At 31.9% G+C, this 25,308-nt stretch carries 26 protein-coding genes; 13 read left to right on the top strand and 13 right to left on the bottom strand.

Going from position 1 to position 25,308, the window contains the following annotated elements; genetic code table 11:
• Positions 1-75 precede the first annotated feature (75 nt).
• From ccoS to ACN5J3_RS08430, 8 genes are read left to right on the top strand one after another with little or no spacing between them, the layout of a single operon-like run.
• Positions 76-264 carry a cbb3-type cytochrome oxidase assembly protein CcoS gene (ccoS, locus tag ACN5J3_RS08465; RefSeq protein ID WP_344729804.1) on the top strand — a complete coding sequence of 63 codons (189 nt, stop codon included), beginning with the start codon at positions 76-78 and terminating at the stop codon, positions 262-264.
• Between the two features lie 5 nt (positions 265-269).
• Complete coding sequence (gene ccoN, locus ACN5J3_RS08460) at positions 270-2,474, top strand: cytochrome-c oxidase, cbb3-type subunit I (RefSeq protein WP_417290037.1); 2,205 nt, start codon at positions 270-272, stop codon at positions 2,472-2,474.
• A 3-nt stretch (positions 2,475-2,477) separates the two neighbouring features.
• Positions 2,478-2,666, top strand: coding sequence for a CcoQ/FixQ family Cbb3-type cytochrome c oxidase assembly chaperone (locus ACN5J3_RS08455; RefSeq protein ID WP_344729800.1), 189 nt, complete (start codon positions 2,478-2,480; stop codon positions 2,664-2,666).
• Entirely contained in the window at positions 2,663-3,610 is a 948-nt protein-coding gene (locus tag ACN5J3_RS08450; protein ID WP_417290036.1) for a cbb3-type cytochrome c oxidase N-terminal domain-containing protein, read from the top strand. The genes ACN5J3_RS08455 and ACN5J3_RS08450 overlap by 4 nt, the downstream gene beginning before the upstream one ends.
• A gap of 12 nt (positions 3,611-3,622) precedes the next feature.
• On the top strand, positions 3,623-5,047 hold the full coding sequence (ccoG, locus tag ACN5J3_RS08445) for a cytochrome c oxidase accessory protein CcoG (protein WP_418511447.1): 1,425 nt from the start codon (positions 3,623-3,625) through the stop codon (positions 5,045-5,047).
• A gap of 13 nt (positions 5,048-5,060) precedes the next feature.
• Positions 5,061-5,507, top strand: coding sequence for a FixH family protein (locus ACN5J3_RS08440; protein WP_344729794.1), 447 nt, complete (start codon positions 5,061-5,063; stop codon positions 5,505-5,507).
• Positions 5,508-5,509: 2 nt separating this feature from the next.
• A complete protein-coding gene (locus tag ACN5J3_RS08435; RefSeq protein WP_418511446.1) occupies positions 5,510-6,211 on the top strand; it encodes a sulfite exporter TauE/SafE family protein in 702 nt (233 codons plus the stop codon).
• Positions 6,212-6,260: 49 nt separating this feature from the next.
• Positions 6,261-7,082 (top strand): universal stress protein, encoded by an 822-nt coding sequence (locus ACN5J3_RS08430; RefSeq protein WP_418511445.1) that lies wholly within the window; start codon positions 6,261-6,263, stop codon positions 7,080-7,082.
• A gap of 16 nt (positions 7,083-7,098) precedes the next feature.
• On the opposite strand, the gene ACN5J3_RS08425 is transcribed toward ACN5J3_RS08430, so the two are convergent.
• On the bottom strand, positions 7,099-7,932 hold the full coding sequence (locus ACN5J3_RS08425) for a universal stress protein (protein ID WP_418511444.1): 834 nt from the start codon (positions 7,930-7,932) through the stop codon (positions 7,099-7,101).
• A gap of 124 nt (positions 7,933-8,056) precedes the next feature.
• Positions 8,057-9,421: an oxygen-independent coproporphyrinogen III oxidase gene (gene hemN / locus ACN5J3_RS08420; protein WP_418511443.1), complete on the bottom strand. Its 1,365-nt coding sequence runs from the start codon at positions 9,419-9,421 to the stop codon at positions 8,057-8,059.
• A 135-nt stretch (positions 9,422-9,556) separates the two neighbouring features.
• Here hemN and ACN5J3_RS08415 point away from each other — a divergent pair, with 135 nt between their 5' ends.
• The 4 genes from ACN5J3_RS08415 to ACN5J3_RS08400 all read left to right on the top strand — a co-directional run bounded on the left by ACN5J3_RS08415 (position 9,557) and on the right by ACN5J3_RS08400 (position 11,860).
• Positions 9,557-10,144: a superoxide dismutase family protein gene (locus ACN5J3_RS08415; protein WP_417290031.1), complete on the top strand. Its 588-nt coding sequence runs from the start codon at positions 9,557-9,559 to the stop codon at positions 10,142-10,144.
• A gap of 95 nt (positions 10,145-10,239) precedes the next feature.
• Positions 10,240-10,773 carry an RNA polymerase sigma factor gene (locus ACN5J3_RS08410; protein WP_418511442.1) on the top strand — a complete coding sequence of 178 codons (534 nt, stop codon included), beginning with the start codon at positions 10,240-10,242 and terminating at the stop codon, positions 10,771-10,773.
• Positions 10,774-11,577: an anti-sigma factor gene (locus tag ACN5J3_RS08405; RefSeq protein WP_418511441.1), complete on the top strand. Its 804-nt coding sequence runs from the start codon at positions 10,774-10,776 to the stop codon at positions 11,575-11,577.
• A gap of 127 nt (positions 11,578-11,704) precedes the next feature.
• Positions 11,705-11,860, top strand: coding sequence for a hypothetical protein (locus ACN5J3_RS08400; RefSeq protein ID WP_418511439.1), 156 nt, complete (start codon positions 11,705-11,707; stop codon positions 11,858-11,860).
• A 126-nt stretch (positions 11,861-11,986) separates the two neighbouring features.
• Here the strand turns inward: ACN5J3_RS08400 and ACN5J3_RS08395 are convergent, their stop codons facing one another.
• From ACN5J3_RS08395 to ACN5J3_RS08380, 4 genes are all read right to left on the bottom strand, one after another.
• Entirely contained in the window at positions 11,987-14,221 is a 2,235-nt protein-coding gene (locus ACN5J3_RS08395) for a TonB-dependent receptor (protein ID WP_418511438.1), read from the bottom strand.
• Positions 14,222-14,260: 39 nt separating this feature from the next.
• A complete protein-coding gene (locus tag ACN5J3_RS08390) occupies positions 14,261-15,559 on the bottom strand; it encodes a cell surface protein (protein ID WP_418511437.1) in 1,299 nt (432 codons plus the stop codon).
• A gap of 131 nt (positions 15,560-15,690) precedes the next feature.
• Entirely contained in the window at positions 15,691-16,260 is a 570-nt protein-coding gene (locus ACN5J3_RS08385) for a DUF4331 family protein (RefSeq protein ID WP_417290027.1), read from the bottom strand.
• A gap of 25 nt (positions 16,261-16,285) precedes the next feature.
• A complete protein-coding gene (locus ACN5J3_RS08380) occupies positions 16,286-16,933 on the bottom strand; it encodes a DUF4331 family protein (RefSeq protein WP_344729773.1) in 648 nt (215 codons plus the stop codon).
• 157 nt (positions 16,934-17,090) lie between these two features.
• Here ACN5J3_RS08380 and ACN5J3_RS08375 point away from each other — a divergent pair, with 157 nt between their 5' ends.
• Entirely contained in the window at positions 17,091-18,269 is a 1,179-nt protein-coding gene (locus ACN5J3_RS08375) for an LETM1-related biofilm-associated protein (RefSeq protein ID WP_417290026.1), read from the top strand.
• Here ACN5J3_RS08375 and ACN5J3_RS08370 read toward each other — a convergent pair whose 3' ends face one another.
• The 7 genes from ACN5J3_RS08370 to guaA form a co-directional block, all read right to left on the bottom strand.
• A complete protein-coding gene (locus ACN5J3_RS08370; protein ID WP_418511436.1) occupies positions 18,270-19,028 on the bottom strand; it encodes a LytR/AlgR family response regulator transcription factor in 759 nt (252 codons plus the stop codon).
• 116 nt (positions 19,029-19,144) lie between these two features.
• The gene (locus ACN5J3_RS08365) at positions 19,145-19,450 is read right to left on the bottom strand and encodes a 2TM domain-containing protein (protein ID WP_418511435.1); all 306 of its coding nucleotides are present in this window, start codon (positions 19,448-19,450) and stop codon (positions 19,145-19,147) included.
• Positions 19,451-19,452: 2 nt separating this feature from the next.
• Complete coding sequence (locus ACN5J3_RS08360; protein WP_418511434.1) at positions 19,453-20,787, bottom strand: 2TM domain-containing protein; 1,335 nt, start codon at positions 20,785-20,787, stop codon at positions 19,453-19,455.
• 163 nt (positions 20,788-20,950) lie between these two features.
• On the bottom strand, positions 20,951-21,190 hold the full coding sequence (locus tag ACN5J3_RS08355) for a DUF3820 family protein (protein ID WP_417290023.1): 240 nt from the start codon (positions 21,188-21,190) through the stop codon (positions 20,951-20,953).
• A gap of 5 nt (positions 21,191-21,195) precedes the next feature.
• Positions 21,196-21,735, bottom strand: coding sequence for a DUF922 domain-containing protein (locus ACN5J3_RS08350; RefSeq protein WP_418511433.1), 540 nt, complete (start codon positions 21,733-21,735; stop codon positions 21,196-21,198).
• 27 nt (positions 21,736-21,762) lie between these two features.
• Positions 21,763-23,685, bottom strand: a complete 1,923-nt coding sequence (locus tag ACN5J3_RS08345; protein WP_418511432.1) for a PBP1 and LysM peptidoglycan-binding domain-containing protein — start codon at positions 23,683-23,685, stop codon at positions 21,763-21,765.
• Between the two features lie 77 nt (positions 23,686-23,762).
• The gene (gene guaA / locus ACN5J3_RS08340) at positions 23,763-25,295 is read right to left on the bottom strand and encodes a glutamine-hydrolyzing GMP synthase (RefSeq protein WP_418511431.1); all 1,533 of its coding nucleotides are present in this window, start codon (positions 25,293-25,295) and stop codon (positions 23,763-23,765) included.
• Between the last annotated feature and the right edge of the window lie 13 nt (positions 25,296-25,308).

Genomic DNA, 25,308 nt, shown 5'->3' with positions numbered 1-25,308 from the left:
AATGCTCAAACATGATAAAAATCATGTTTTAAGAAACCTCATCGCGGTAATTTTGAACTATAACTTCAATTAGGTATGAGTGTTATATATATACTATTAACTATTAGCATCATCGTTGCTATAATTTTTTTCGTAGCCTTCATTTTGGCAGTAAAAAACGGTCAATATGACGATGATTATACGCCATCTGTAAGAATGCTTTTTGAAGATGAATTAGTAAAAGAAAAAACAAAATCAACTATAAAAACCAATAAGACTAATTAATTATTATGGAAGTACAACAATTTTATTACGACAACAAGATTGTTAAAAAATTCTTACTAGCCACTATGGTTTGGGGTGTTGTAGGAATGCTTGTAGGCTTGCTCCTAGCCTTTATGTTCTTGTTTCCAAATTTAACCGATGGAATTCCATGGTTAAGTTTTGGCCGATTAAGACCATTACACACAAACGCTGTTATTTTTGCCTTTGTTGGTAATGCCATTTTTGCTGGTGTTTATTATTCATCACAAAGACTTTTAAAAGCAAGAATGTTTAGCGATGCCTTAAGTAACATAAATTTTTGGGGCTGGCAACTTATTATTGTTGGCGCTGCTATTACATTACCGTTAGGAATAACAACTTCAAAAGAGTATGCTGAACTTGAATGGCCTTTTGATATTGCTATTGCTGTTGTTTGGGTTGCATTTGGCTGGAACTTAATTGGTACAATATTAAGACGTCGCCAACGCCATATGTATGTCGCTATTTGGTTTTACCTAGGTACTTTTGTTACTGTAGCTGTACTTCATATATTCAACAGTTTAGAACTTCCTGTGAGTGCTTTTAAAAGTTACTCGGTTTATGCAGGCGTTCAAGATGCTCTTGTACAATGGTGGTATGGTCATAATGCTGTTGCTTTTTTCTTAACAACTCCTTTTTTAGGACTAATGTATTATTTTGTACCTAAAGCGGCTGATAGACCTATTTATTCATACAGACTTTCAATAGTACACTTTTGGTCATTAATATTTATATACATCTGGGCTGGACCTCATCATTTATTATATACTGCGTTACCTGAATGGGCTCAAAATTTAGGTGTTGCCTTTTCAGTTATGCTACTTATGCCTTCTTGGGGCGGTATGATAAACGGACTTCTAACACTTCGTGGCGCTTGGGATAAAGTACGTACAGACCCTGTTTTAAAATTTATGGTTGTAGCCATTACTGGTTATGGTATGGCAACTTTTGAAGGCCCTATGCTTTCACTTAAAAATGTAAATGCTATTGCTCACTTTACTGATTGGGTTATTGCTCACGTACACGTTGGTGCACTTGCTTGGAATGGCTTTTTAGCATTTGGAATGATCTATTGGCTAATACCTAGATTATTTAAAACCGAACTTTATTCAAAAAAATTAGCCAATGCCCATTTCTGGATTGGAACATTAGGTATTATCATGTATGCATTACCAATGTATGTAGCTGGTTTTGTTCAAGCTAGTATGTGGAAACAATTTAATCCTGACGGAACATTGGTTTATGGAAATTTCCTAGAAACTGTTTCTGAAATCATCCCCATGTACTGGATGCGTGCTATAGGTGGTTCGCTATACATTTTCGGAATGTTTATCCTTGCTTATAACATCATTGCTACTATGAAAAAAGGTAGTGCTGTTACTGACGAATTAGCAGAAGCTCCTGCTCTTAAACGTGTTTCAAAAAGACGTATTGCTGGTGAAGGTTTCCATACATGGCTAGAGCGTAAACCGGTACAGTTAACCATTTTGGCAACCATAACAATATTAATTGGTGGTGTTATTCAAATCATTCCTACCATTATGGTAAAATCTAATATACCAACAATTAGCAGTGTTAAACCATATACACCATTAGAGTTAGAAGGACGTGATATTTACATAAGAGAAGGTTGTGTAAGTTGCCACTCTCAAATGGTACGTCCATTTAGAAGTGAAGTTGAACGTTATGGTGAATATTCAAAAGCTGGCGAGTTTGTATATGACCATCCATTTTTATGGGGAAGTAAACGAACTGGTCCTGACTTACACCGAGTTGGTGGCAAATATTCTGACAACTGGCATTTAAACCATATGTATGACCCACAAAGCACGTCTTCTGGCTCTATCATGCCAGCATACCAATGGTTAGTAAAAAATGAGCTAGACAAATCTAAAACTGAAGATAAAATGCGTGCCATGGTTCAGCTAGGTGTGCCTTATACTGAAGATGATATTGCTAATGCTCAAAACCAAATGCTAGAACAAGGTACACAAATTGAAAAAAACCTTTATACAGATCCTGATTTTGCTCAAACCTATGAAGCCGATAAAAAAGCTGGAGGAACAGCCTTTATAGAAATGAGAAACCGAGAAATAACAGCTTTAATTGCCTATTTACAACGTCTAGGAACCGATGTAAAAGTAAGCGAGTTAGAAGCTCAATTAAGTAACACACAACAACAAAATCAATAAGTCATGCTAAAATTTGTAAAAAACCACATGGAAAGTATTTCTGGTATAGAAATATATCCACTTATATCATTACTCATATTTTTCATCTTTTTTGTAGTCTTATTTTGGTGGGTTGCTACAGCAAAAAAAGAATACATAAAAACGGTAAGCCACTTACCATTAGACAACCATAAAAATCAAATAGAATTATGAGACAGTTTTTTCCTTCATGGATACGCGTACCTGTTGTATTCTTCTTTATTTTCGGATTATCAGAATATCTAATAGATTCAGGAGGTAAACCAGCTTTTATTGAGTATCCTCTTATTAGTTTATTTTTACTATTAGTGCTTTTAATTCTTATTGCTATCGAAGCTATTATTGGTGCTATGGATAATGTTTTATACCAAAGCCTAGATGCTGAAGCCAAGGCTCGTTATGATGCAAAAAGAACACAAACTCCAACATTTATTACTTGGGTTGAAAAAACTTACAAAAAACTACTAGGCTCAAAACCTATTGAGGAAGAGCATGAAATTATTCTTGATCATAATTATGATGGCATTCGCGAGCTAGATAACTCTTTACCGCCATGGTGGTTATATGGGTTTTATGCTTCAATTGTTTTTGCTTGTATTTACTTAATTAGATTTCATGTATTCAATGGTGATAATCAATATGACGAGTTAGAAACAGAATATGCCGAAGCCAAAATAGCTATTGAAGAATACAAGAAAACTGCAAAAGATCTTGTTGACTTTAATACAGTTGAAGTCCTTACAGAAATATCAGACCTAAAAGCAGGTGAAACATTATTTACTGAAAACTGTGTTGCCTGCCATAAAGCAGATGGTGGCGGCGGTATTGGTCCAAACTTAACTGATAATCATTGGATATTAGGAGGTGGCATTAAAAATGTATTCAAAACCATCTCTGAAGGAGGTCGAAACGGTAAAGGTATGATTGCATGGAAACAAAACTTAAAACCTTCAGAAATAGCACAAGTAGCTAGTTATGTACTAACATTTCAAGGAACAACACCGGCCGAACCTAAAGAAGCCGAAGGTAATATTATTTGGCCTGAAAATAATGAGATAACAACTGATACAACAGTAGAAGACTCAACAAAAGTGACAGATTCTGTAACAATCAAATAAGTTAATGCCAACGTGAAATCGCCAGAAAAAGACATATTTAGAGACTCAATAGGTACCATTAATGAAGAAGGTAAACGCGCTTGGATTTTTCCTAAAAAACCAAGTGGCAGATATTATGAGAAACGTAAAATAGTAAGTTATATTTTACTTGCATTTCTCTTCTCTGCTCCTTTTATCAAGGTTAATGGTAATCAGTTTTTAATGTTTAATATTCTGGAAAGACGCTTTAATATTTTTGGATTTCCTTTTTGGCCACAAGACTTTCACCTTATTGTTATTTCTATGATAATTGGTGTAGTTTTTATCACGCTTTTTACCGTTGGTTTTGGTCGCATATTTTGCGGATGGATTTGCCCTCAAACTATTTTTATGGAAATGGTTTTTAGACGCATAGAATATTGGATTGAAGGCGATAGAAATAAACAACGTAAACTAGACAAACAAAAATGGAATGCCGAAAAAATAAAAAAACGCATCTTGAAATGGAGTATTTTTCTAATAATTTCATTTTTAATTGCGAATGTGTTTCTAGCTTATATCATAGGTAGCGACAAACTTATAAGGTATATTACAGAAGGGCCTTCTAGTCATTTATCAACTCTATTTCCATTATTAATTTTTACCGCTGTCTTCTATTTTGTTTTCGCTTGGTTTAGAGAACAAGTTTGCATTATTGCTTGCCCTTATGGCAGACTTCAAGGTGTTTTACTTGATAACAAATCTATAGTAGTTGCTTATGACCATAAGCGCGGAGAAGGTGAAAATGGTAGAAAAAAATTCAGAAAAAATGAAGATAGAAAAGCTCTTGGTCACGGTGATTGTATAGACTGCCTACAATGTGTACATGTTTGTCCAACAGGAATTGACATAAGAAATGGCACACAGTTAGAATGTGTAAACTGTACAGCTTGTATAGATGAATGTGATCACATTATGGAAAGCATTAATCTACCAAAAGGATTAATTAGATATGCCAGCGAAGATAACATTGAAAAGAAAGCTCCATTTAAACTAACAGCAAGGTTAAAGGGATATATCGCCGTACTAACAATTTTAATAGGAGTGCTTTCTGGTATGCTTTTATTAAGAAACGATGTAGAAGCTAGAATTTTACGATTACCTGGGCAACTATATGAACATAAAGCAAATAATATAATAAGTAATGTATTCACCTATAAAGTGGTAAACAAAACAACACATAGTATAGATAATGTAACTTTTAAATTAAGACATACCAAAGGTGTTGTAAAACTTGTATCTACATCAAGTGATTTTGTTATCCCTTCTCAAGGCTTGGCAGAAGGAACCTTGTTTATTGAGATAAACAAAAAAGACATGAAAGGTGATAAAGTAAAACTCACTATTGATGTATATAGTCACGGTGAGTTTATAGAAAGTACTAAAGTAAATTTTTTAGGACCTAGAAGTTATAATTAAAAAACAAAAAACTATGAAGATAAATTGGGGAACAGGAATTGTATTGGCCTTTATTGGGTTTATTGGGTTTATCCTCTATTTTGTTATTACTATGAGTACCAACAAAGAATACAATCACGATCTGGTTACTGAAGATTATTATAAACAAGAACTAGAATTTCAAAACGATATAAACAAACAAAAAAACGCTAAAGACTTATCAAAAAATATAAGTTGGACAAAAAATCAAGATGGACTAATTATAGAATTCCCTGAAAATCTTGATGCAAAAAAAATTTCAGGAAAAGTGTTCCTTTACAGACCATCTAATAAACAACTAGATTTTGAAACTCCTATTTCATTGTCTAAAAATCATTTGCTCATACCTGACAAACGTTTATTGGATGGTCGTTGGAACATTAAAGTAGATTGGAAATATAATGGAAATTTATATCTCTTCAAAGACGAAATAATTTATTAAAAATGCTTTGGTCTGGTTTCATATTAGGATTACTAGGAAGTTTGCACTGTGTTGGCATGTGTGGACCAATAGCTTTTATGTTACCTGTAGATAGAAGTAATTCTTTAAAAAAAATCACTCAAATCACAACATATCATATTGGGAGATTACTTGCTTACTCTATGATAGGAGTTGCCTTTGGAGTTATAGGAAAAGGGCTTTATCTTTTTGGATTTCAGCAACAGTTATCTATTCTTATTGGTATTCTCATGATTCTTCTTGTAATAATACCTAGCAAAACTTTAAATAAATATCGCTTTTCTAAACCCATTTATCATATAATTTCAAAAGTAAAAACACAACTTGGCGCTTCTTTAAAAAAGAAAACAGCAGACACATTTTTAACTATTGGTTTTTTAAACGGGTTTCTTCCTTGTGGGTTAGTTTATATGGCTGTATTTGCCGCTATTGCAAATGCTTCTGTAATAGCAAGTAGTATGTACATGATTCTTTTTGGTTTAGGCACAATACCTTTAATGACAACGGCTATTTATATTGGCAAGTTTTTAAATATTAAAGTCAAACTTCGTATACAAAAAGCCATACCTGTTTTTATTGTAATAATAGGATTGCTTTTTATTGCTAGAGGATTAGGGCTTGGCATACCTTATGTTTCACCTACTCCGGTTACTGAAATGGTAGATGGCCATATTAATTGCCATTAAATCATTATCTTAAACTAGTTTTTATATAACATAAACTGTTTTAAACAAAATGAGACACATCTTACTATTAACAGATTTTTCTGATACCGCCAATAACGCTATAAATTATGCTTTAAATTTTTTCAAAAATCAAACTTGTCATTTTCATATACTTCATGTTCATAAATCTGGAAGTTTTATTTTAGATGATTTGTGGTATCAACCTAGCGAAAACCTATATAATTCCATAATTAAAGATGAGAAAGTAAGTCTAAATACTTTAAAAGATAAACTGTATAAACAAAATACTATTGAAAGCTTTGAGTTTTCTACTATTGTTGACTATGACAATTTCACAAGCGCTATTAAGCAAATTATCAACAAGTATCCTATAGAGCTAATAGTCACTGGGTATAATGGCCCTTCAAACCTAATAGAACATTTTTTTGGTTCTAATACTATTCAAGTTATTAAAAACATTGACAGACCAATGTTGATTATACCTGAAAAGTGTCGTTATAAAAAGCCTGAAAATTTACTTTTAGTGTTAAATAATGAGGAATTTATAAGTGATAATTCCTATAAAAAACTTAACTCAATAATTAAAAATAATCACTTAAATATACACGCTATAAGAGTTTTTGAGCAAGAGAAGCATGCACTTAAAGAAAAAGATGAAATTGTTCTAAAAAACAATAATATTGTACCCATTAAATATTATCAAATACAAGATGTTTCATTAGATAGCGCAATTACAACTTACAAGCAAATCCATGATATTGATATAGTAAGTTTGTTTGTTGATAACAAAAATCGAAAAAACAATACATTAAAAAATGTAACAAAATCAACAATTAGTAAGCGTAAAGAATTACCCTTACTAATTGTATAATAAATGATAGGTATTGTTATAATTTAAACGTAATCACTGGAAGTTTTGAGTGGTTTGCTAAATCTTCAGAAATACTACCTTCAAAGAAATGAGCAATTCCTTTACGACCATGAGTTGAAACAGCTATTAAATCTGCTTTGGCACTTGCTGCATAATTTAATATTCCTTTTTCAACAGTATAATCAGATACATAACGTACTTTGTCTAAATTGTCTGAATTACCATCTGCTGTTTGTAAGAATTGAGATACCTTATGTCTCATTTCTTCAGAGCTTCTAAATCCTTCACCAGGAACATTAACATAAAGCAAATGTATATCTAGGTTTAACTCATTAAATAAAGCTGTTGCATTTATATAAGCTTTTACAGATTCTTCAGAAAAATCACAAGCAAACACAACGTTCTCAAACATTTGTTTTGGTAAGTGATCTTTTACAACTAGCACCGGTACTGTTGCATTTCGGACTACTTTTTCAGTATTAGATCCTACAAACATTTCTGAAAACCCGCTAGCTCCATGAGATCCCATTACAATCATATCAACACTATGTTCTAAAGCAACATCATTAACTTCACTAAAAACTTTAAAATGCTTTACAATTGGTGTTACAGTTACATCTTGTAAATATGGTTTATCTAAAAACTCTTCAAACTTTTTTTCTGCCAATTTAAGGTAAAAAACAGCTTTCATATCTTGTTCAGAATCAGCTTGCGTTAATACAGCATCAGATAACTCTAACATATGTAAGGCCAAGATTTCTCCTCCGTTTTTTTTAACCAGTAAAGCGGCTGCTTCTAAAGCATATTCAGAGTGTTCAGAAAAATCTATTGGCACTATTATTTTTTTCATTTTGATTGAGGTTTTGTTATTTAATTTATAATTTAATTTTGGGTGTTATTACGATAGTTTAAGTTACGTAAAAATTGAATGACTGCAAACAAAAACAAGAACTTTAAAGTTCTCTTAACATCTATTAAACCGTCATAGAGAATAATTGTTTTTCTGGTTGTTTTCTTTGTAATAACAAATCAAAAGCCATACAAACGTTTCTTACAAATGGTTTCCCCTTTGAAGTCATTTTTATACTATTATCATCAATTTTTATAAGCTCATCTTTCTCTAACTCTTCTAGTCTTTGTAAAACATTTGGCAACGCTTTAAAACACATTTCAGACGATTTCCAATCAGTTTTAAAATGACACATTAAATTTAAAATATGTTTTCTAATAATCAGATCTTCGTTAGATAATATATGCCCTTTTTGCACAGGAATAACACCTTCGTTTACAAGACTGTAATATGACTCAATACCCTTTACATTTTGAGAGAACCCATACCAACAATCACTTATTGATGAAGTACCTAATCCAATCATTACTTTAGTTTTTGATGCTGTATAACCCATAAAATTTCTATGCAATGTGTTCTGTATCATTGCTTGATACAATCCATCTGTAGGCAAAGCAAAGTGATCCATACCTATTTCTATGTAACCTGCCTCAAGCAATGCTTTTTTTCCTAGTTCGTATTGTGCTCTTTTGCTTTCTGGAGTTGGTAAATCGGCATCTTTAAAGCCACGCTGTCCATTTCCTTTTATCCATGGTACATGTGCATAACTGTAAAAAGCAATTCTATCAGGATTAAGTATTTTGGTTTTTTCTATAGTCTTTTGTACGTGATTTTCATTTTGAAAAGGCAACCCAAAAATAAGGTCATGACTTACAGATGTAAAGCCTATTTCTCTAGCTAATTCTGTTACATGCTTAACATGCTCATACGGTTGTACACGGTGTATGGCTTTTTGAACAGTTTCGTTATAATCTTGAACTCCAAAGCTAACACGACGAAACCCTAAATTATAAAGCGTACTTAAGTGATTTTTTGTTGTGTTATTAGGATGCCCCTCAAAGCTCATTTCACAATCACTTGCCTTATTTGCTAATCTAAAAATACCTTTGATAAGGTATTCTAAATTTTCAGAAGAAAAAAAAGTAGGTGTTCCACCTCCTAAATGCAACTCTTTAATTATTGGTTTAGCCTCTAATAAATCGCAATATAGTTTCCACTCTTTAAGAACAGCCGCTATATAGGGCGTTTCTACTTCGTGTCTTTTTGTTATACGCTTATGACAACCACAAAACGTACACAAACTCTCACAAAATGGTAAGTGTATATAGATACTTATTCCTTCAGTATCATTACTCTCATCAAAAGCTTGTTTTAATGACCATTTCCATTGTTTTAAAGAAAATGTGTCTACATCCCAATAAGGAACCGTTGGGTAACTAGTATATCTAGGCCCTGCAACATTATACTTGCTTACTAATAAATTATTCATACCTAACATTTTAATAATCAAAAGTAGTTTAGCCAATAAAAATAAAACATGACAATTATCATTTACCGCCTTATAAATTTTAAATTTTCTTAAATAATGCGTAACTTTCGGTTAAATAAAAAACTAAAACTTACAATGAAAAAACTAATATTATTGGCTTGTATTGCTACAATTAGCTTTGCAAGTTCTTGTAAAAACGATAAAAAAGAAACTACTGAAGAAACAACAACGACTGTTGAAGAACCTGTAGTAGAAACTAAAAAAGAAGAAGTAAAAAAAATTAAAATCAAGTTAGACGCTAAAAGTGAGAGCAACGTAAATGGTAGTGCTGTTTTTACTGAACAAAACGGAACTGTAAAAATGGTAGCCGTTATGGACGGTTTAACTCCTGGAGATCATGCTATTCATGTACATGAAAAAGCTGATTGTTCTTCTGCTGATGGAAAATCTACTGGAGGACATTGGAATCCTACAGCACAACCTCATGGAAAATGGGGAGCAACTGAAGGCTACCACAAAGGAGATATAGGAAATTTCAAAGCGGATGAGAACGGAAATGGTACCATTACTTTTGAAACAGACCAATGGTGTATTGGCTGCGGAGATCCTAATAAAGATATTGTTGGAAAAGCTATAATTGTACATCAAGGTATTGATGATTTCACAACACAACCTACTGGAGCTGCTGGTGGTCGTGTAAGTTGTGGCGGCATAATCCAATAAAAAAACCTCAAAAAACTGATTAAAAGCTACCTTCCTAAGGTGGCTTTTTTTATTGGGTAATATTCACTATTTTTCATAAGAACAAAAACTAACCAATGCAATTAGAAGAATTAGTAATCAAATTTCAGGAGAAAGACGAAAAAGCCTTTGAAACATTATACAATATGTATAGTCAAAGCCTACACGGTGTTATATATAACATAGTAAGAGATAACGCCATTGCTGAAGAAGTTATGCAAGACGTATTCATTAAAGCATGGAATAACTCAAGTTCTTATTCTGCCAAAAAAGGACGTTTTTTTACTTGGATTTTAAATATATCAAGAAACGCAGCAATAGATAAAACACGCTCTAAAAGCTTTAAAAGCAAAAAGAAAAACCTTGATGCCGAATTTTTCGTAGATATTTTAGAGACCAACGAAAACCTTAACCAAAAAACCAATGCCATTGGTATTAAAAAATTTGTAGGTAAGCTCGCAAAAAAATGTAAAGACGTTATAGAACTTCTTTATTTTAAAGGATACACTCAAAAAGAAGCTTCTGAAAAATTAGAGATGCCCATTGGCACTATAAAAACGCGAAATAGAAATTGCATAAACGAGTTAAGAAATATACTTCAAGTAAAATAAATGGATACAAAAGAATATATAGAATCTGGAATATTAGAGCTATATGTAGCTGGAACACTTTCTGAAAAAGAAAATGAAGACGTTTACAATGTGTTGTTGAAACATCCTGATGTACTAGATGAAGTTTTAAAAATTGAAGCGGCTGTTATATCATTAACTGCGGCTGTTTCGCCACACAATACACAACATATATTTAAAGCAGTAAAAGAGCAACTAGGTTTAGATAACAATGGACAAGTAATTACCATGAACAAACCTAAACCTAACTGGTTTAAATACAGCGGTTGGGCTGCTGCTATTATACTTGCTGGTGGATTATTATGGACAACAAATCAAAACAACACATTAAAATCTGACATACAAACTGTTGAAACAGGTAAGGAACTTTTAGAAATACAACTTGAAAAGGTTGACACCGAATTATCTGATGCCAAACAATTGATTACTGTTTTAAGAGACAAAGATATTATTGCTATTCCTCTAGCAGGACAAACGGCATATCCTGAAGCTTACGCAAAAGCTTATTGGGATAAAAAAGGTGATGTTGTTTACTTTGATTTACAAGGATTACCAACACCACCTAATGGCAAAGTATATCAAATATGGTCTCTTAAATTATCGCCATTAACTCCTACTAGTTTAGGTACTGTAGATAATTTTACTACAAACGAGTCAAAAATATTTACTATAAATAATGCAAATGAGTCTGAAGCCTTTGGTATTACTTTAGAACCTGCAGGAGGAAGTCAATCTCCTACTCTAGAGCAACTATATACTTTAGGTGCGGTTTCAACATCTTCATAAAAGACGTATTTATTCTAAAAAAATTAAAAACCTCTAAAAAAATTAGAGGTTTTTTTGTGACTTATAGTGTTTTGTTGTGTCTTAATTTATGAAGCCCAAGCTATTAAGTTCAATCAAAAGAATCATTATGTCTACATTAACCTACTTAATCGTAATACAACTGTGTATTTTACTCTTACTTTTACTTTTAAATTTAAAAAGCTGGTTAGAGTACAAGGAAACAAAAAAATCTTACACAAAACTTCTAGATAGATTTTCAGAAACAGAATATCCTCAACAATAAAAAAAGCGCCTACTTAATAAAAAGCAGACGCTTAAACTAACAAAAAACTCCTAACCAACCTCTTAAAAATTATTCATTAATAATCTTTAAAGTTATCTGCTAGTTTTAAAAATTCTCTTTTTCATATTAGAATTTATAGGTAACATTTCCTTTTATAAAAAAAGGCGTTCCTGGTGTAAAGTGTATTTCCTCAACAGGATCAACTTCGTTTTGTAATCGTGATTCTGTTGCAAACTGTGTCTCATTCCAGTCTACATCAAATAAATTTTCTATAGCAACACCTAACGTTAGGTTGTTATTAAATGTATAATTCACATTAAAGTCTGTTACAAAATAGCCCTCTGCAACTATAGAGTTGTCTTCATTTGCTGGTCTATCATCAATAAATCGATATCTTAAACCTCCCGAAAAATTATAAAAATCGTTTATTGATAAGCCTCCTGCTAATGTAAAGTCTGGAGCTAATGGTATGTAATTTTCTCCACTAGGGTCATCAACACTTCTAGCATGAGTTAGCGTAGCATCTGTATCAAAATACAACCAATCATTAAACTGATAACGCAATCCTAAATCAAGACCATAACGTTCAGTTTTTCCACTAGGTTCTACAATGCCTGCATCACCTACATAAACAAACTCTTGTTCTAAAAACAAATACCAAACAGCTGTATTAAACACCATTTTTGGGAAAGGTTTCCAGATAGCTCCCAAATCTGAACCATAGGCTTTTGGCAATATATCACGACCTTGTTGTTGAACAACTACACGTGTATCATTAGAGTGAAACCCTATTCCTGTTTTTAGGAACCATTGTAAGTTTTCATTTTGATTATAAAAGAAATTTAGTTTTGGACTTAAAGCTGTTTTTGTTTCGTCTAGTGTTGAGTATTCAGTAGCCAGAGCGTCATTATACATGAATTTGAAATAATCTAAACGTAATGCTGGTGCTATTGTAAAGTCTCCTATTTCAAAAGCTGCATTAATAAATGCAAACATATTAGTTTGATTTACATCGCCTAATTGAATGTTTTCTAAAGTTTCTTTTCTATTTAAAGTGTGAGATAATTCTATGTCATTTACATCATCGTGTCTTAACCCAACACCCGAAGTATATGTTGCTTCTACACTTCCTAATTGTTTGTTTTTTGTTATTTGTAAATCAAAACCGTAAATATCTCTATCTTCTTTTTGCTTAATTTGATCACCGTTAACAGGATCTTCTAAAAAGAATGTAAAGTTTGAATAAAGCTCAAATTTATATTTAGAGTAATAAGCACTAGCTTTTAACTTGGTATCATCATTTAACACACTAAAATAATTTACATTAAAGTTTGATCTTGACGTGTTTCCACCTTCGGTATCATCAATAGCTCCAAAGCGTGTGATACTACCATTATCTACTGCTCTTTGCGGAATTTGTCCAGATGCATCCCAACGACTTTTAAAGTGTGTAAGTGTAAATGAAAGTTTGTCGTCGCCTTTTAAATAGGTGGTATATTTTCCTATAAGGTTAAGTCTATCAAAGTTTTGTGGTGATTCGTATGGTCCATCAGTTGCTAAATATTCTACACCTACGTAAGCATTTTGAGAGTTTACATTATCTAATAAATTGATTAATGCTAGTGTTCTTAATGAATTAAACTGTCCGTAATCAAAACTTACTAGACTGTTTTTTATGTTGTCTTTTATTTTGAAATCAACATAACCAGCCGTAGCAAAATCGCCTTTGTTTGCATAATATGGTCCTTTTCCAAAATCTATATTATCAATAGTTTCAGGTATTAAAAAATGTAAATCACTATAACCTTGACCATGTGCATGAGATACCATATTTACAGGCATTCCGTCAACAGATAAATTGATATCTGTTCCATGATCTATATCAAATCCTCTTAAAAATATTTGTTCGGCTTTTCCGCCACCTGCATGCTGACCAATTATTAAACCAGGTACTTTACGTAAAATTTCTTGAGAAGAATTTACTGGATCTGATTGCAAATCTAACTTTGCAATGCTATGCATAGCATTAATCTGTTCAGTAAGTACTAACTCATCTAATGAAATTAATTTACTTTTTAATGTAGCCACAAAATTAGAATCAAAATTGTTTTGTGATAATATTAATGTGGTGTCCTTATAACCTAAAAGACCTATTTCTAAAGAATCTCCAACATGTGTTTTATCTATAATAAATTGTCCGTTTACTTGAGAGTGCGCATGAGACGATGTTGTTTTATTATAGATGTATGCGTTTTCTACAGGCTGATTATTCTCATCAACTACTTTTCCTTTCAGGTTTTGAGAATGTGCTACATGCATTACAAGTAGCATCATAAATGGTAATAAGTGTTTTGGTTTCATAAAATATTGGTTAGGTTAAATATTTAGTCACGTTATGTATTAAATAGACAAAACTTCTTTTGTTTTTACTGGTCCAAGTTCAAAAGTACTTTTTAACAAATCTTTTTTAATTTCTTCTGCTTTAGATACTTGACCGTTTGCTTTATAAATCTCGGCTAAATGACACATAACTGCTGGTTCAAAAGTATGACCAACGACATGATCTTGCATAATTTCTAACGCTTTTTTAACATCTCCTTTTTTATAATATGTCCATGCTAATAAATCATAAGATTGCGCTGTTGGTCTATTATCTACTTCCTTTTTTGCTAGTAAAAAGGCTTTATCTATAGTACTTAAATCTTCTGCAAGCAGTTCTACATTGTAAGCATTATACATATCACCATAATTTTCATTTTTGGTTAAAGCCATATATGCGTTTGTATAAGCTTCTTTGGCCTTATTATCTCCTATATGCTGTGCTATTTCAGCTTTAAGTAAATGGTAATCTGGTGAACTATGCGTTTTTGAAATTTCGTTAAGTATACGAAGTGCTTCCTCTGGATTATTCTCATATGAATATACTATCCAAGCAATACCCTTTTTGGCATAAGCATCATCTGGATTAAGTTCTAGAGCTTTCAAATAATGATTATAAGATTTTTCAATCTCTCCTGCATGGCCATAAAAATCAGCTATATTAGTATATGTCCATTGTATTAATCCTTTTACTTTTGATGACTCTGCAATGGCTTTTGCCTGTTCCATATACTTTATTGCTGCATCTAAATTTCCTTGATGGTCACTCCATTTTGATAATCTAATCAAGTAATCAAAATCACGTAGGTTTTTTATGGCATCAAGATTTTTTTTGGCTTCAGCTACATTTCCTAATTCTAGATTTACATCAAAAAGCATTTTTTGAGTGCCTTTTAAGTTTTCTCCATTTATTTCAGCTTTCTTTAAGAGTGCCAACGCATTTTTAAATTTATGCTGTGAAATATAATTTCTTGCTAAAGCTCTTAAATAGCCTGCATTATTATACTTTGTTATTTCATTAACACGTATTAAATTTTGTTCGGCTTTTATTAAATAATCAATATTTCCTGTAACTGAAAATAATTGAGATTGAGACGCTGCAATTTTTGCAATAAATGGATATTGGGTTGGATTTTTGTCTAAATCTTTCTTCCAAAATTCATAATTATTCATTGCCTTCTTCAGCGCCTCGCTCTCTCCCTCAGTATTAAAATATGAGTTATAATCTAATGTGTTTGCTATTGTTTTTGGCTTGTTATGACAGCTTGTTATAAAAACTACTAAAACAAGCATCAGTAGTATGTTGTATTGAGTTTTCATAGGGTAATTTGTTTTGTTTAAAGGTTAATGTTAGGTATTGGGCTATTTTAAATAAATCGTAGGTCGATGATTGTAATTTTGATAATTAAGTATCGAAGTAAGTATTAGCCTTACTTTGATACTTAATTATATTACCATGGTGTTGCTAAATATGGAAATGAGGTCAAAAAAGGCTTATCGTTTGCATCTACATTATCATTAGATAGTGTTGGATTTTCAGTAAAATCTTCGCCACCAAAAATTAAAAGTAGCTCTACAGTAATCACGTCATCTGCTAGTGCGCGTCCTGTTAATACATTAGTTCCATCGTAAAAAGTTGTTGTTCCATCTAGAGACACATTTAATACATCTGTAGCTAATAATCCTGTAAAAGTTGCTGCGTCTAATCCTAGTGCATTTTGATCTCCAGGGTTTGCGTAAGCTGGACTTAATGCTTCTAAATTTGTTTGAAACATACTTTGAAATGCTGCATTCTGATCAGAAGGAACAGTTGTATTAAACATATCTTTACTTGCTGAACTTACAAATACGGTATTTACTGCTGGTCTTCCCATTTGGTCTTGTTGTACATAAGTTCCAGAAAAATCTGGGTTTTGCATGCCTCCATTACCTATTATTGGTGTAAAATCATCATCATTTGAACAGTTTAATGATACGAATGATACAAGTATCATAACTGCTATGTAGTTTATTGTTTTCATAGTTATAGTCTTTATAGTATTTGTATTATTTTCTTTTAGTTTCTACCCAAGTGTTTATAGTTCCTGATCCGCCAACCATAGATTTTGGTACTTCTACAACAATAGACATCACGTTGGTTCCTGCAAATGTGTCACTTCCTGGATCATTAAAACCAGTAGCATTTCCTGCTATAATTTCTCCGTATTGTGCAAAATCCATAAAAAACGGATCATCTCTTGGTCCTGCAAAAAATTTCATCCCGCCATTTTCCTCGATATTTGCAGAAGATCCATAAGGTGTAATTGCTACACTAGATTGTGTTGCAGATGTTAAAATGGTACTATTTAGACCTGTTGCATTTGGTGATGCTGGACCAAAAAAGTACATAGTTCCATCTCTTGGAATGGCTTGGATAACTAAATTTTCAACATTATCACCATCAGTATCAATGTTAAATTCTACTAGCACGTTTTCATCAAAAACAGCATCGCCAGTATCTGTAGGACTTAATAAACCTTGCACATTGGCAGCAAACACAATATTGTCTGTGTCTTCAGCCTGAAATGCATAAAAATCTGTAATATCACTTGTACCACCAGAAACTGCTGGTGCGTCAATGTGGTCTGCTGCAATCATAAAGAAACCGCCAATTGCTATAATCCCGATTCCTAGAATTATTTTTAATTTTTTCATAATAATGATGTTTTTGTTAATTAATTTTTTTTTTTGCTTTCACACATACCTACGAGAAAACTTATAAAGCGGTTTTGTTAAAATTTTGTTAACGAAAAATATTCTGACGTTTTAGATTTAAAATTTATCTTTACAGCTCCTTAATCAAAAGACACCTATGAATCCATCAGCAAATGGCTGGATAAAAAAACTCCTTAAACTTCTTGAGGAAAATCCTTTATGGAATCATGACACTACTAACAATTTTTACAAAGCCTTGAGAGATAGCGGTTTTGTTTACGGTAGTAATATAGGTGTAGTAAATAATTATTTAGAAAGTACTGATTATACTGAAGAAGAAATATGTAAAGTAAACTTTTTACTTGCTTTTCATTTTATATATAAAGAGCACTGTACTACAGATGATAATTTTGTTGAGAGTATTATAAATTTTTACACTGAAATAAACGCACATAAACCCTCTGTTTTTTCAGAGCTGCTTGGTGAGAAAAAAAATACTGCTTTATTAGAAAAAATAATTCACAAACGCATACAAATAGACCATAACCTAATAGATAGAAGTTTTAATTACTTTATAACCAACGCACTTTTATTTACCGATATATTGGCCTACAATGTGTTTTTAAAAAAGCATACCATTTCTGAAAGATTTATACAACACCTTGAAGCTGTCATTGAAACAATAGTTATTGAGGTGCTAAACTCTAAATCTAAAAAAACAAAGTATGATGAGAGTTTAATAGACCTTGTTGAACAATCAAAACGTTACCAAACCAATGTCAGTATCTCGTTTGATGAAGCTCTAACATCTATAAACACAAATTTAGAAACCTACTACATTCTTGACATTGCGTGTATGGCAACTTGGGGTGACTTAAAAATTGATGATAACGAAGAAACCATATTAAAACAGCTAGGTGAAAAGCTTAAGGTAAAAAACACACGTGTTGAAAATTCTATGGCTGCAATTCAACATTTTTATAGCTTACATAAAGATAAAATAGCCTTATTGAGTTCAAAAAATATTGTAAAAACGTTTTATTCTAACTCTAGCCAAATGGTAAGCAAACTTATTTCTAGAAATAGCAAACGTTTACAAAAAGAGCTTAGAGAAAGTAAAGAGCTTATGATACTACTTACACAGTCTACTGTAAGAGATTTAAATGATGATGAACAAAAGAAAGTTCAGGATCAATTGCTAGATATTTTCAAATCAATTCCTAGTTTGGCTATTTTTATGCTTCCTGGTGGTGCTTTACTTTTACCTCTGGTTGTTAAGTTTATTCCTAAATTATTACCATCTTCTTTTGATGATAACCGTATTGAAGAGGATTAATTAATCTTCTAACCAGTTTTTAAAATCCTTTACACGTTCTCTTGCTACAATAACTTCTTGGTCTGAAAATGAGTGTAATTTAATTTGTAATCGAGAATTGGTATAGCTTACCATATCTTTTATAGCATAAATATTTACATAAAATGCGCGATTTACTCTAAAAAACACATTTGGAGGCAACTCGTTTTCCATTTGCTCTAGCGTGAAATCAATGAGATAATTTCTACCATCTTTGGTATGCAAATAAGTACCTTTATTTTCACTAAAGACACATTCTATATCATCTACAGCAATAAGTTTTAAATGCTGCCCTACTTTTACTGAAAATCGTTTTTTGTATTCTCTTTCAATAGGATTTACTAATAGGTTTTTTATGTCGTCAAAATTTAAGGTAACAGCTTTTTGAGGATTAAAATTTGTTTTAAACTTATTTATAGCCTGAACCATTTCATCTTCATCAATAGGTTTTAAAAGATAGTCTATACTATTTAGTTTAAAAGCCTGTAATGCATACTCATCATAAGCTGTAGTAAAAATTATGGATGACTTTATTTTTACAGTTTCAAAAATCTCAAAAGATAATCCGTCGCTTAATTGAATATCTAAAAAAATTAAATCTGGATGTTCATTATCTTGAAACCAAGATACGGCTTCTTCTACAGAGTGCAACATGGTTTGAGCTTGAATATGTAATTTTTCTAACATACGCTGTAAGCGTCTTGCTGATGGTTTTTCGTCTTCTATAATTATGACTTTCATACTGTTGATTAGTGTTTTTTTGGTTTTTATTGCGTTAGCGATTGTAGCTAGCTACCATGTAGCGCGAAAAGCGCGACCCTGATTTTTTTTTCAGGGTAACGCCCAAAATATTATTCTCACTGGTTATTATTTTTCTCCATAAGTTCTCTTATTTTTCGCTCTTCCCATTTGGCTCCAAAAATAAAATTGGGTAAAAACACCGATAATGCATGTACAAAAAGTCCGAAGCCCCAAAAGGTAAGTGTTACAAAATTTTTGAACTGAAAATAACTTTCGTTTGGTTGTAAATTTTGAATATTTATAAACATAATCATTAAGTTAATGACTATAAAAACTAATAAGTGTGAGTAAAACCCTTTTATTCTTTTTACTTGTTTTGTTGCGCGATATACGCGGTCTTGTTCTATAAAATTTGGTTTCATAATTATTGCCATTTACTTTGTTGCTGTTCTTTTTCTAGAATTTCTTGAATTTTACGTTCTTCCCAGTTTTTTGCATATCCAAATACGCCAAAAGCATGAAAAATAAGGCCCATGCCCCAACCTAACATAGGGAACCAAAACCATTGAAAATCCCAATAGGTTTTATAGTTTATGAAAATAATGAAAGGGATAACCACACAGTATGATAACAGGTTGCCATAAAACCCTTTGATCTCCTGCACGTGTTTTTTTGCTTTGTTATAAGCTGCTTGCTTATCTGAAATTTGATAATTTGTTTCCATAATTGAAATTTGTTTGGTAAGCATTGGTATTACTACTACAAAACGTTCTGCTTGTTGATTGATGATTACTTTTTTATTGGTTAATAATTGATATCGCTGCATAATATTACTCAAACCTACTCCACTACTCTTTTTTACTATTTGTTTAGGTTGTAGATTATTTTCTACGACAAGATTGCCTTGATTTTCATAAATTTTGATGTGTAATGGTTTTGTGGCAGTTACCATATTATGTTTTACTGCGTTTTCTAGAAGCAACTGTAATGATAATGGTACAACTTTACTATCTGGGTTTGATGCTTGTTCTGGTATGTTAAACACAATACTATCTTCAAAACGCATTTTTAATAAAGACATATAGGTTTTTGCAAACTTTAGTTCTTCATCTACTGCTACTAAATCTTTATTTTTTTGCTCCAAAACATAACGATATACTTTTGATAATGCTGTGGTGAATTTTTGTGCACTATCTGGGTTTTCTTCTATAAGACTTGTAAGTACATTTAAACTATTAAATAAAAAATGTGGATCTAATTGATTTTTTAGCGCATCAAACTTGGCACTTGCGGTTCCTGCAATTACCTTTTGCTCCTTTATTTTGTTTTGTTGATACCTGTTATAAAAATAAACAAAGTGAAAAATGACAACTATTGAGAGTGTTATCCAAAGCCCGAATGTATAGTTTCTCCAAGATTCATGAGCTATGAAGTCACTAAAATTGTAGCCTTCGTAATATAAAGCGGTAAGTGTTCTGAGTATAAAAAGCCCTAATAACGTAATAATTACAGAACCAACAATACCTACAAGTATGCGTATTACTCTTTGATTTTTTTCCCAATTTATACGTTCTAAAAGTTGAAAATAATACATGTTAGAATATCCTAACAAGAACGCATAACCTTGATAAAACATAAAGTCTATGAGCAAATCATTTACAGAGTCAAAATAAAATTTGTCATACATAACGTTTCCTATTAAGAAAACAACTGTACCAATGACAAAAACAATAATGATATTTTTAAAATGTCTGCTCATATGCTATATGTGTTATAGTTAATAAAGTTAAAATTATTTACATAACTTATAGAAACTAAAACTGTTCGTTTTTTTTGATGGTACAAATATGCTTACTTCTTTTTGGGTTTTAAAAAGATGTATACCGAACTGTTATTTTTTTAAGATGAGCTGTTGAAATGCTTTATTTCTTTTGAGGAAAGTTATTTCGTATGTTTCGCACTAACTCTTCTAAACCGTTTACTTTAAGCTCATAAACCGTTTGAAGCATATCGCCTAGAGCACCTTTTGGGAAACCTTTACTATGATACCAAACAACATAATACTCTGGTAAATCTATTAGATATCGGTCTTTATATTTACCATAAGGCATTTTGGTATGTGCTAATTTTATTAAAAAGTCTTTGTTGGGTTGTAAATTCATTATGCCTAGTGTGAATAAGGTTCTAGCCTATTTAACTCTTCGGCAATAAATAACTGCCACTTGTTTTGTAACGCTCTGTTTATTGAATAATTTGTTTCTGCATCATAGCGCTTTTGCATAGCTGCAAGGTCTTTATTTATACGTTTATGCAAAGTATTAAGTGATTCCTTAATTGTGTTAGACACCTTAAGTCCTGCTATTTCTTTTCTGAATTTACGTGCAAATAATTCGGTAATATTAAAGTGAAACTGTTCATGCGCCAAAACATTTTCATCAACCTGATTAGGTTTGTACCAAGATTTTTCTGGATAAAAATATGTCTTTACCGTTGTTGTAAATCCTTCTACAGACTGCCCTTTCATTTTTAATGAATAACCAAATGTTATTCCTGATGCTGTTGTAGCTACTGCTTCAGAATTTTTATCTATTGGACCTTTAAAATCGTTCCATGATAGCTTATAAGAACTACTCCAAGGAATTGTTACATCTTGTGCTTGTAGCCCTGATATAATAAGGCATATTGTATAAAATAGTATTTTTTTCACCTGTTTTAAGTCATCAAAAAACGTTGATTAATCTTCTATTTCAACGATTTTTAAGTCATTATATTTTACAAGGTAAACGGTGTTATTATAATAACCACCAAACAGTTTCTTTTTGTAAGCAAATTTATTTTCTACATAAGAAGTTAAAGGCGTATCATTTACAGATGTGTATAAATCTTCAGAAGAAGATAAACGTAAAACAACATCCATAGTTAAGTCAAAACCACGAACTGCCAGTTTATTTGGACTTACACCAAAACGATTTTCATAGTTTTTAGCAAAGCTATTGTTATCATCTTCATTATACATTTTTGAAATGGTAGGAAAATGAAACTGCAAGTTTGATAAATGATAGTTAGAAACTTCATCATCCTCAAAGGCATCATTCATATTTGTTGTTGCCAAAATAATTTTCACGTCATCAGTAATATAAGCATTTAGCTTACTAGTTACTGTTGATATAAACCCAGCATGACTCGTTTCTAAAAACACCACGTTTTTTCCTGGTTTTAATAAGTGTCTAATGTCGTTATCTAATATATAGTGAGCATCTTTACCTTCTTTGTCTTTTCTTGAGTAAACCTGTGAAGCTGCGTAAAATTTACTTTTTAAATCGTTACTAACTTTGGTATTATCATGATCTGCAATTATGATGATTTTTGTAATTGTAGAATCTGACTCAACATAATTTACAATTTTTTCTGTTAAAAGATCTTCTGATGGTCTTGATTGAAACACATTTTCTGTAAGTGTTACGTTTTTTGTTATTGGTGAAATAACAGGAATGTTGTAACGTTTTAACTCGGCAGAAACTTTCTCAATATTATTAGGCATAAAAGGTCCTATAACAGCATTAACATTTTCAAAATCATTGTTTCTTAAAATACTTGAAATTTCACTTAATTGATTTTTTGTATCATATACATCTACCTTAAGAGAAACACCCATTTTTTTAAGTGAGTCTAAAGCTACTAACACTCCAGAATGAAAGTCTAATGACTTATTTAAAAAAGGATTGGTATTTATAAGCTTTTTGGTATCTAAAATAGAATCTGTATCAACCAAGTTTAGTTTAAAAGGAAGCATTACTGCTATATGCTTTGTATCAGAATTGGTAATACTTTGCGTTAAGTCTGAACTTGCTTCTGCTTCTACTTCATCTGATGACGCTGCCTGATATGGCACTTTTAGAATCATTCCTACTTTCAATCCTCCTTCTTTAAGTTCTGGATTTAAAGCTTCTAACTCTTCTTGTTCTAATCCTAATTTTAGTTTTAATCTAAAAAAACCTTCTCTAGGTAAAACTTTGTAATACGAATATCTATCGTCAATAGGCTTTTCGGCTTCTTTTTCTAAATTAGGCACTTGTATAACTTCACCTTCTTTTAGCACCTCATTCATGCCTGGGTTTATTGCTTCAAGCTCGGTAACCGTTATTCCATATTTATAAGCTATACGCCATTTTCCTTCTTTTGGTAAAACAGTATAATCTTTTGTTGTTGCCTTTGGCTCGTTTACAGTAAGTACTTTTTTATAAACAGGAATTTTTAGCTCATCGCCTTTTCTTAAATTATTGGCATACAAAAATGTATTATGCTTTTTTATGTCCTCTTGAGCAACATCATACATTTTTGATAAGCTATATAACGTTTCCTTTCGTTTTACTTTGTGCTCTTTAAAACCAACTAATTCTTTCTCTATAACCGCTTGAGGTGCTTCAGTATTTGCTATTTTAGAATTTGGAATTATAAGTATATCATTACGTTTTAATCCGTTTTTTGCATCTGGATTTAATGTATAAATATCAAATGGTGTTACACTATAAATTTTAGCAATACTTTCAATGGTTTCTCCTTGTTTTATTTTGTGTGTCTTATAATTTTGAGCTTGAGAAGCTGTACCACAACTAAATATTAAAAAAAAGAAGATTAGATAAAGAAACTGTTTCATTTATACTGTGTTTTATTTATACAAGTAGCGTTTTATATACGCTATAAATCATCAATTAGATGACAACAATGTCACTTTTATTCCCACTCTATTGTTGCTGGTGGTTTTGAACTAATATCGTATACTACTCTATTAACGCCTTTTACTTTGTTTATTATTTCATTTGAGGTTTTTTGTAAAAACTCATAAGGTAAATTTACCCAATCTGCTGTCATACCATCAGTGCTTTCTACAGCTCTTAAAGCGACACATTTTTCATAGGTACGCTCATCTCCCATAACACCAACACTGTTTACTGGTAAAAGAATAGCGCCTGCTTGCCAAACAGAGTCATATAATCCCCATTTCTTTAAGTTACCAATAAATACAGCATCAACTTCTTGTAAGATACGAACTTTTTCAGCAGTTATATCTCCTAAAATCCTTATTGCCAATCCTGGACCTGGAAATGGATGACGTCCTAATAGGTTTTTATCCATATCCATAGAAGCTCCTACACGACGTACTTCATCTTTAAATAAAGCTTTAAGTGGCTCTACAATTTTAAGTTTCATAAAATCTGGCAAACCACCAACATTATGATGACTTTTTATTGTTGCACTTGGTCCGCCTGTTGCAGAAACACTTTCTATAACATCAGGATAGATTGTGCCTTGAGCTAACCATTTTACATCTGTAATTTCATGAGCTTCATCATCAAACACCTCTATAAATACACGACCAATAGCTTTTCTTTTTTGCTCTGGGTCGCTCAATCCTGCTAATGCATCCAAAAAGCGTGCCGAAGCATCTACACCTTTTACATTTAGGCCCATACCTTTGTATTGTTCTAATACATCAGTAAATTCATTTTTTCGTAGCAAGCCGTTGTTTACAAAAATGCAATATAAGTTTTCACCTATGGCTTTATGTAATAGCATAGCTGCTACAGAAGAGTCTACACCACCAGATAATCCTAGAACAACTTTATCATTACCTAATTGTGCTTGTAAATCTGCTACAGTTTCTTCAACAAAAGATTGCGGTGTCCAATCTTGATTTACTTCTGCTATGTGAACTAAAAAGTTCTCTAACAATTGTTTTCCGTCTGTTGAATGATATACTTCTGGATGAAACTGAATAGCATAAGTTTGTTCACCTTCTATTTTGTAAGCTGCATTTTCTACATCGTGTGTACTAGCTAGTAAAACACCATTTTCTGGTAATTTTTTTATAGTATCACTATGGCTCATCCACACTTGACTTCCTTTAGAAACCCCACTAAAAAAAGCATCTTCCTTTACGTAAGATAAATTTGCTCGACCATATTCTCTTGTGTTTGATGGCGCTACTTCTCCTCCTGAAAAATGAGCAAGATATTGCGCACCATAACATACAGCTAGTAAAGGTTTTTTACCACGTATTTGTGATAAGTCTGGATGTAAAACATCTTCTCCTCTTACCGAGTTTGGACTTCCCGATAAGATCACTGCTTTATAAGTTTCTAAATTGTTTGGAATCTTGTTGAATGGATGAATCTCACAATAAATGTTAAGTTCTCTCACTCTTCGGGCAATAAGCTGTGTGTATTGCGAACCGAAATCTAATATAAGTACGTTGTTGTGTTGCATGCGCAAAAATAGT

It is taken from the genome of Corallibacter sp. (assembly GCF_048381695.1).
Lineage (GTDB): Bacteria > Bacteroidota > Bacteroidia > Flavobacteriales > Flavobacteriaceae > Corallibacter > Corallibacter vietnamensis.
Note: the sequence above shows the minus strand (reverse complement) of the source record. Positions and strands in the feature narration are given on the sequence as shown.

Bases quoted from the DNA above. Each gene is read 5' to 3' on its own strand.
- ACN5J3_RS08455 (WP_344729800.1), top strand. From the start codon at position 2,478: ATGCTAAAATTTGTAAAAAACCACATGGAAAGTATTTCTGGTATAGAA.
- guaA (WP_418511431.1), bottom strand. From the start codon at position 25,295: ATGCAACACAACAACGTACTTATATTAGATTTCGGTTCGCAATACACA.
- ccoS (WP_344729804.1), top strand. From the start codon at position 76: ATGAGTGTTATATATATACTATTAACTATTAGCATCATCGTTGCTATA.
- ACN5J3_RS08450 (WP_417290036.1), top strand. From the start codon at position 2,663: ATGAGACAGTTTTTTCCTTCATGGATACGCGTACCTGTTGTATTCTTC.
- ACN5J3_RS08415 (WP_417290031.1), top strand. From the start codon at position 9,557: ATGAAAAAACTAATATTATTGGCTTGTATTGCTACAATTAGCTTTGCA.
- ACN5J3_RS08395 (WP_418511438.1), bottom strand. From the start codon at position 14,221: ATGAAACCAAAACACTTATTACCATTTATGATGCTACTTGTAATGCAT.
- ACN5J3_RS08360 (WP_418511434.1), bottom strand. From the start codon at position 20,787: ATGAGCAGACATTTTAAAAATATCATTATTGTTTTTGTCATTGGTACA.
- ACN5J3_RS08380 (WP_344729773.1), bottom strand. From the start codon at position 16,933: ATGAAAAAATTAAAAATAATTCTAGGAATCGGGATTATAGCAATTGGC.
- ccoN (WP_417290037.1), top strand. From the start codon at position 270: ATGGAAGTACAACAATTTTATTACGACAACAAGATTGTTAAAAAATTC.
- ACN5J3_RS08425 (WP_418511444.1), bottom strand. From the start codon at position 7,932: ATGAAAAAAATAATAGTGCCAATAGATTTTTCTGAACACTCTGAATAT.
- ACN5J3_RS08365 (WP_418511435.1), bottom strand. From the start codon at position 19,450: ATGAAACCAAATTTTATAGAACAAGACCGCGTATATCGCGCAACAAAA.
- ACN5J3_RS08400 (WP_418511439.1), top strand. From the start codon at position 11,705: ATGTCTACATTAACCTACTTAATCGTAATACAACTGTGTATTTTACTC.
- ACN5J3_RS08430 (WP_418511445.1), top strand. From the start codon at position 6,261: ATGAGACACATCTTACTATTAACAGATTTTTCTGATACCGCCAATAAC.
- hemN (WP_418511443.1), bottom strand. From the start codon at position 9,421: ATGAATAATTTATTAGTAAGCAAGTATAATGTTGCAGGGCCTAGATAT.
- ACN5J3_RS08410 (WP_418511442.1), top strand. From the start codon at position 10,240: ATGCAATTAGAAGAATTAGTAATCAAATTTCAGGAGAAAGACGAAAAA.
- ACN5J3_RS08440 (WP_344729794.1), top strand. From the start codon at position 5,061: ATGAAGATAAATTGGGGAACAGGAATTGTATTGGCCTTTATTGGGTTT.
- ACN5J3_RS08390 (WP_418511437.1), bottom strand. From the start codon at position 15,559: ATGAAAACTCAATACAACATACTACTGATGCTTGTTTTAGTAGTTTTT.
- ACN5J3_RS08345 (WP_418511432.1), bottom strand. From the start codon at position 23,685: ATGAAACAGTTTCTTTATCTAATCTTCTTTTTTTTAATATTTAGTTGT.
- ACN5J3_RS08385 (WP_417290027.1), bottom strand. From the start codon at position 16,260: ATGAAAACAATAAACTACATAGCAGTTATGATACTTGTATCATTCGTA.
- ACN5J3_RS08435 (WP_418511446.1), top strand. From the start codon at position 5,510: ATGCTTTGGTCTGGTTTCATATTAGGATTACTAGGAAGTTTGCACTGT.
- ACN5J3_RS08355 (WP_417290023.1), bottom strand. From the start codon at position 21,190: ATGAATTTACAACCCAACAAAGACTTTTTAATAAAATTAGCACATACC.
- ACN5J3_RS08405 (WP_418511441.1), top strand. From the start codon at position 10,774: ATGGATACAAAAGAATATATAGAATCTGGAATATTAGAGCTATATGTA.
- ACN5J3_RS08370 (WP_418511436.1), bottom strand. From the start codon at position 19,028: ATGAAAGTCATAATTATAGAAGACGAAAAACCATCAGCAAGACGCTTA.
- ACN5J3_RS08375 (WP_417290026.1), top strand. From the start codon at position 17,091: ATGAATCCATCAGCAAATGGCTGGATAAAAAAACTCCTTAAACTTCTT.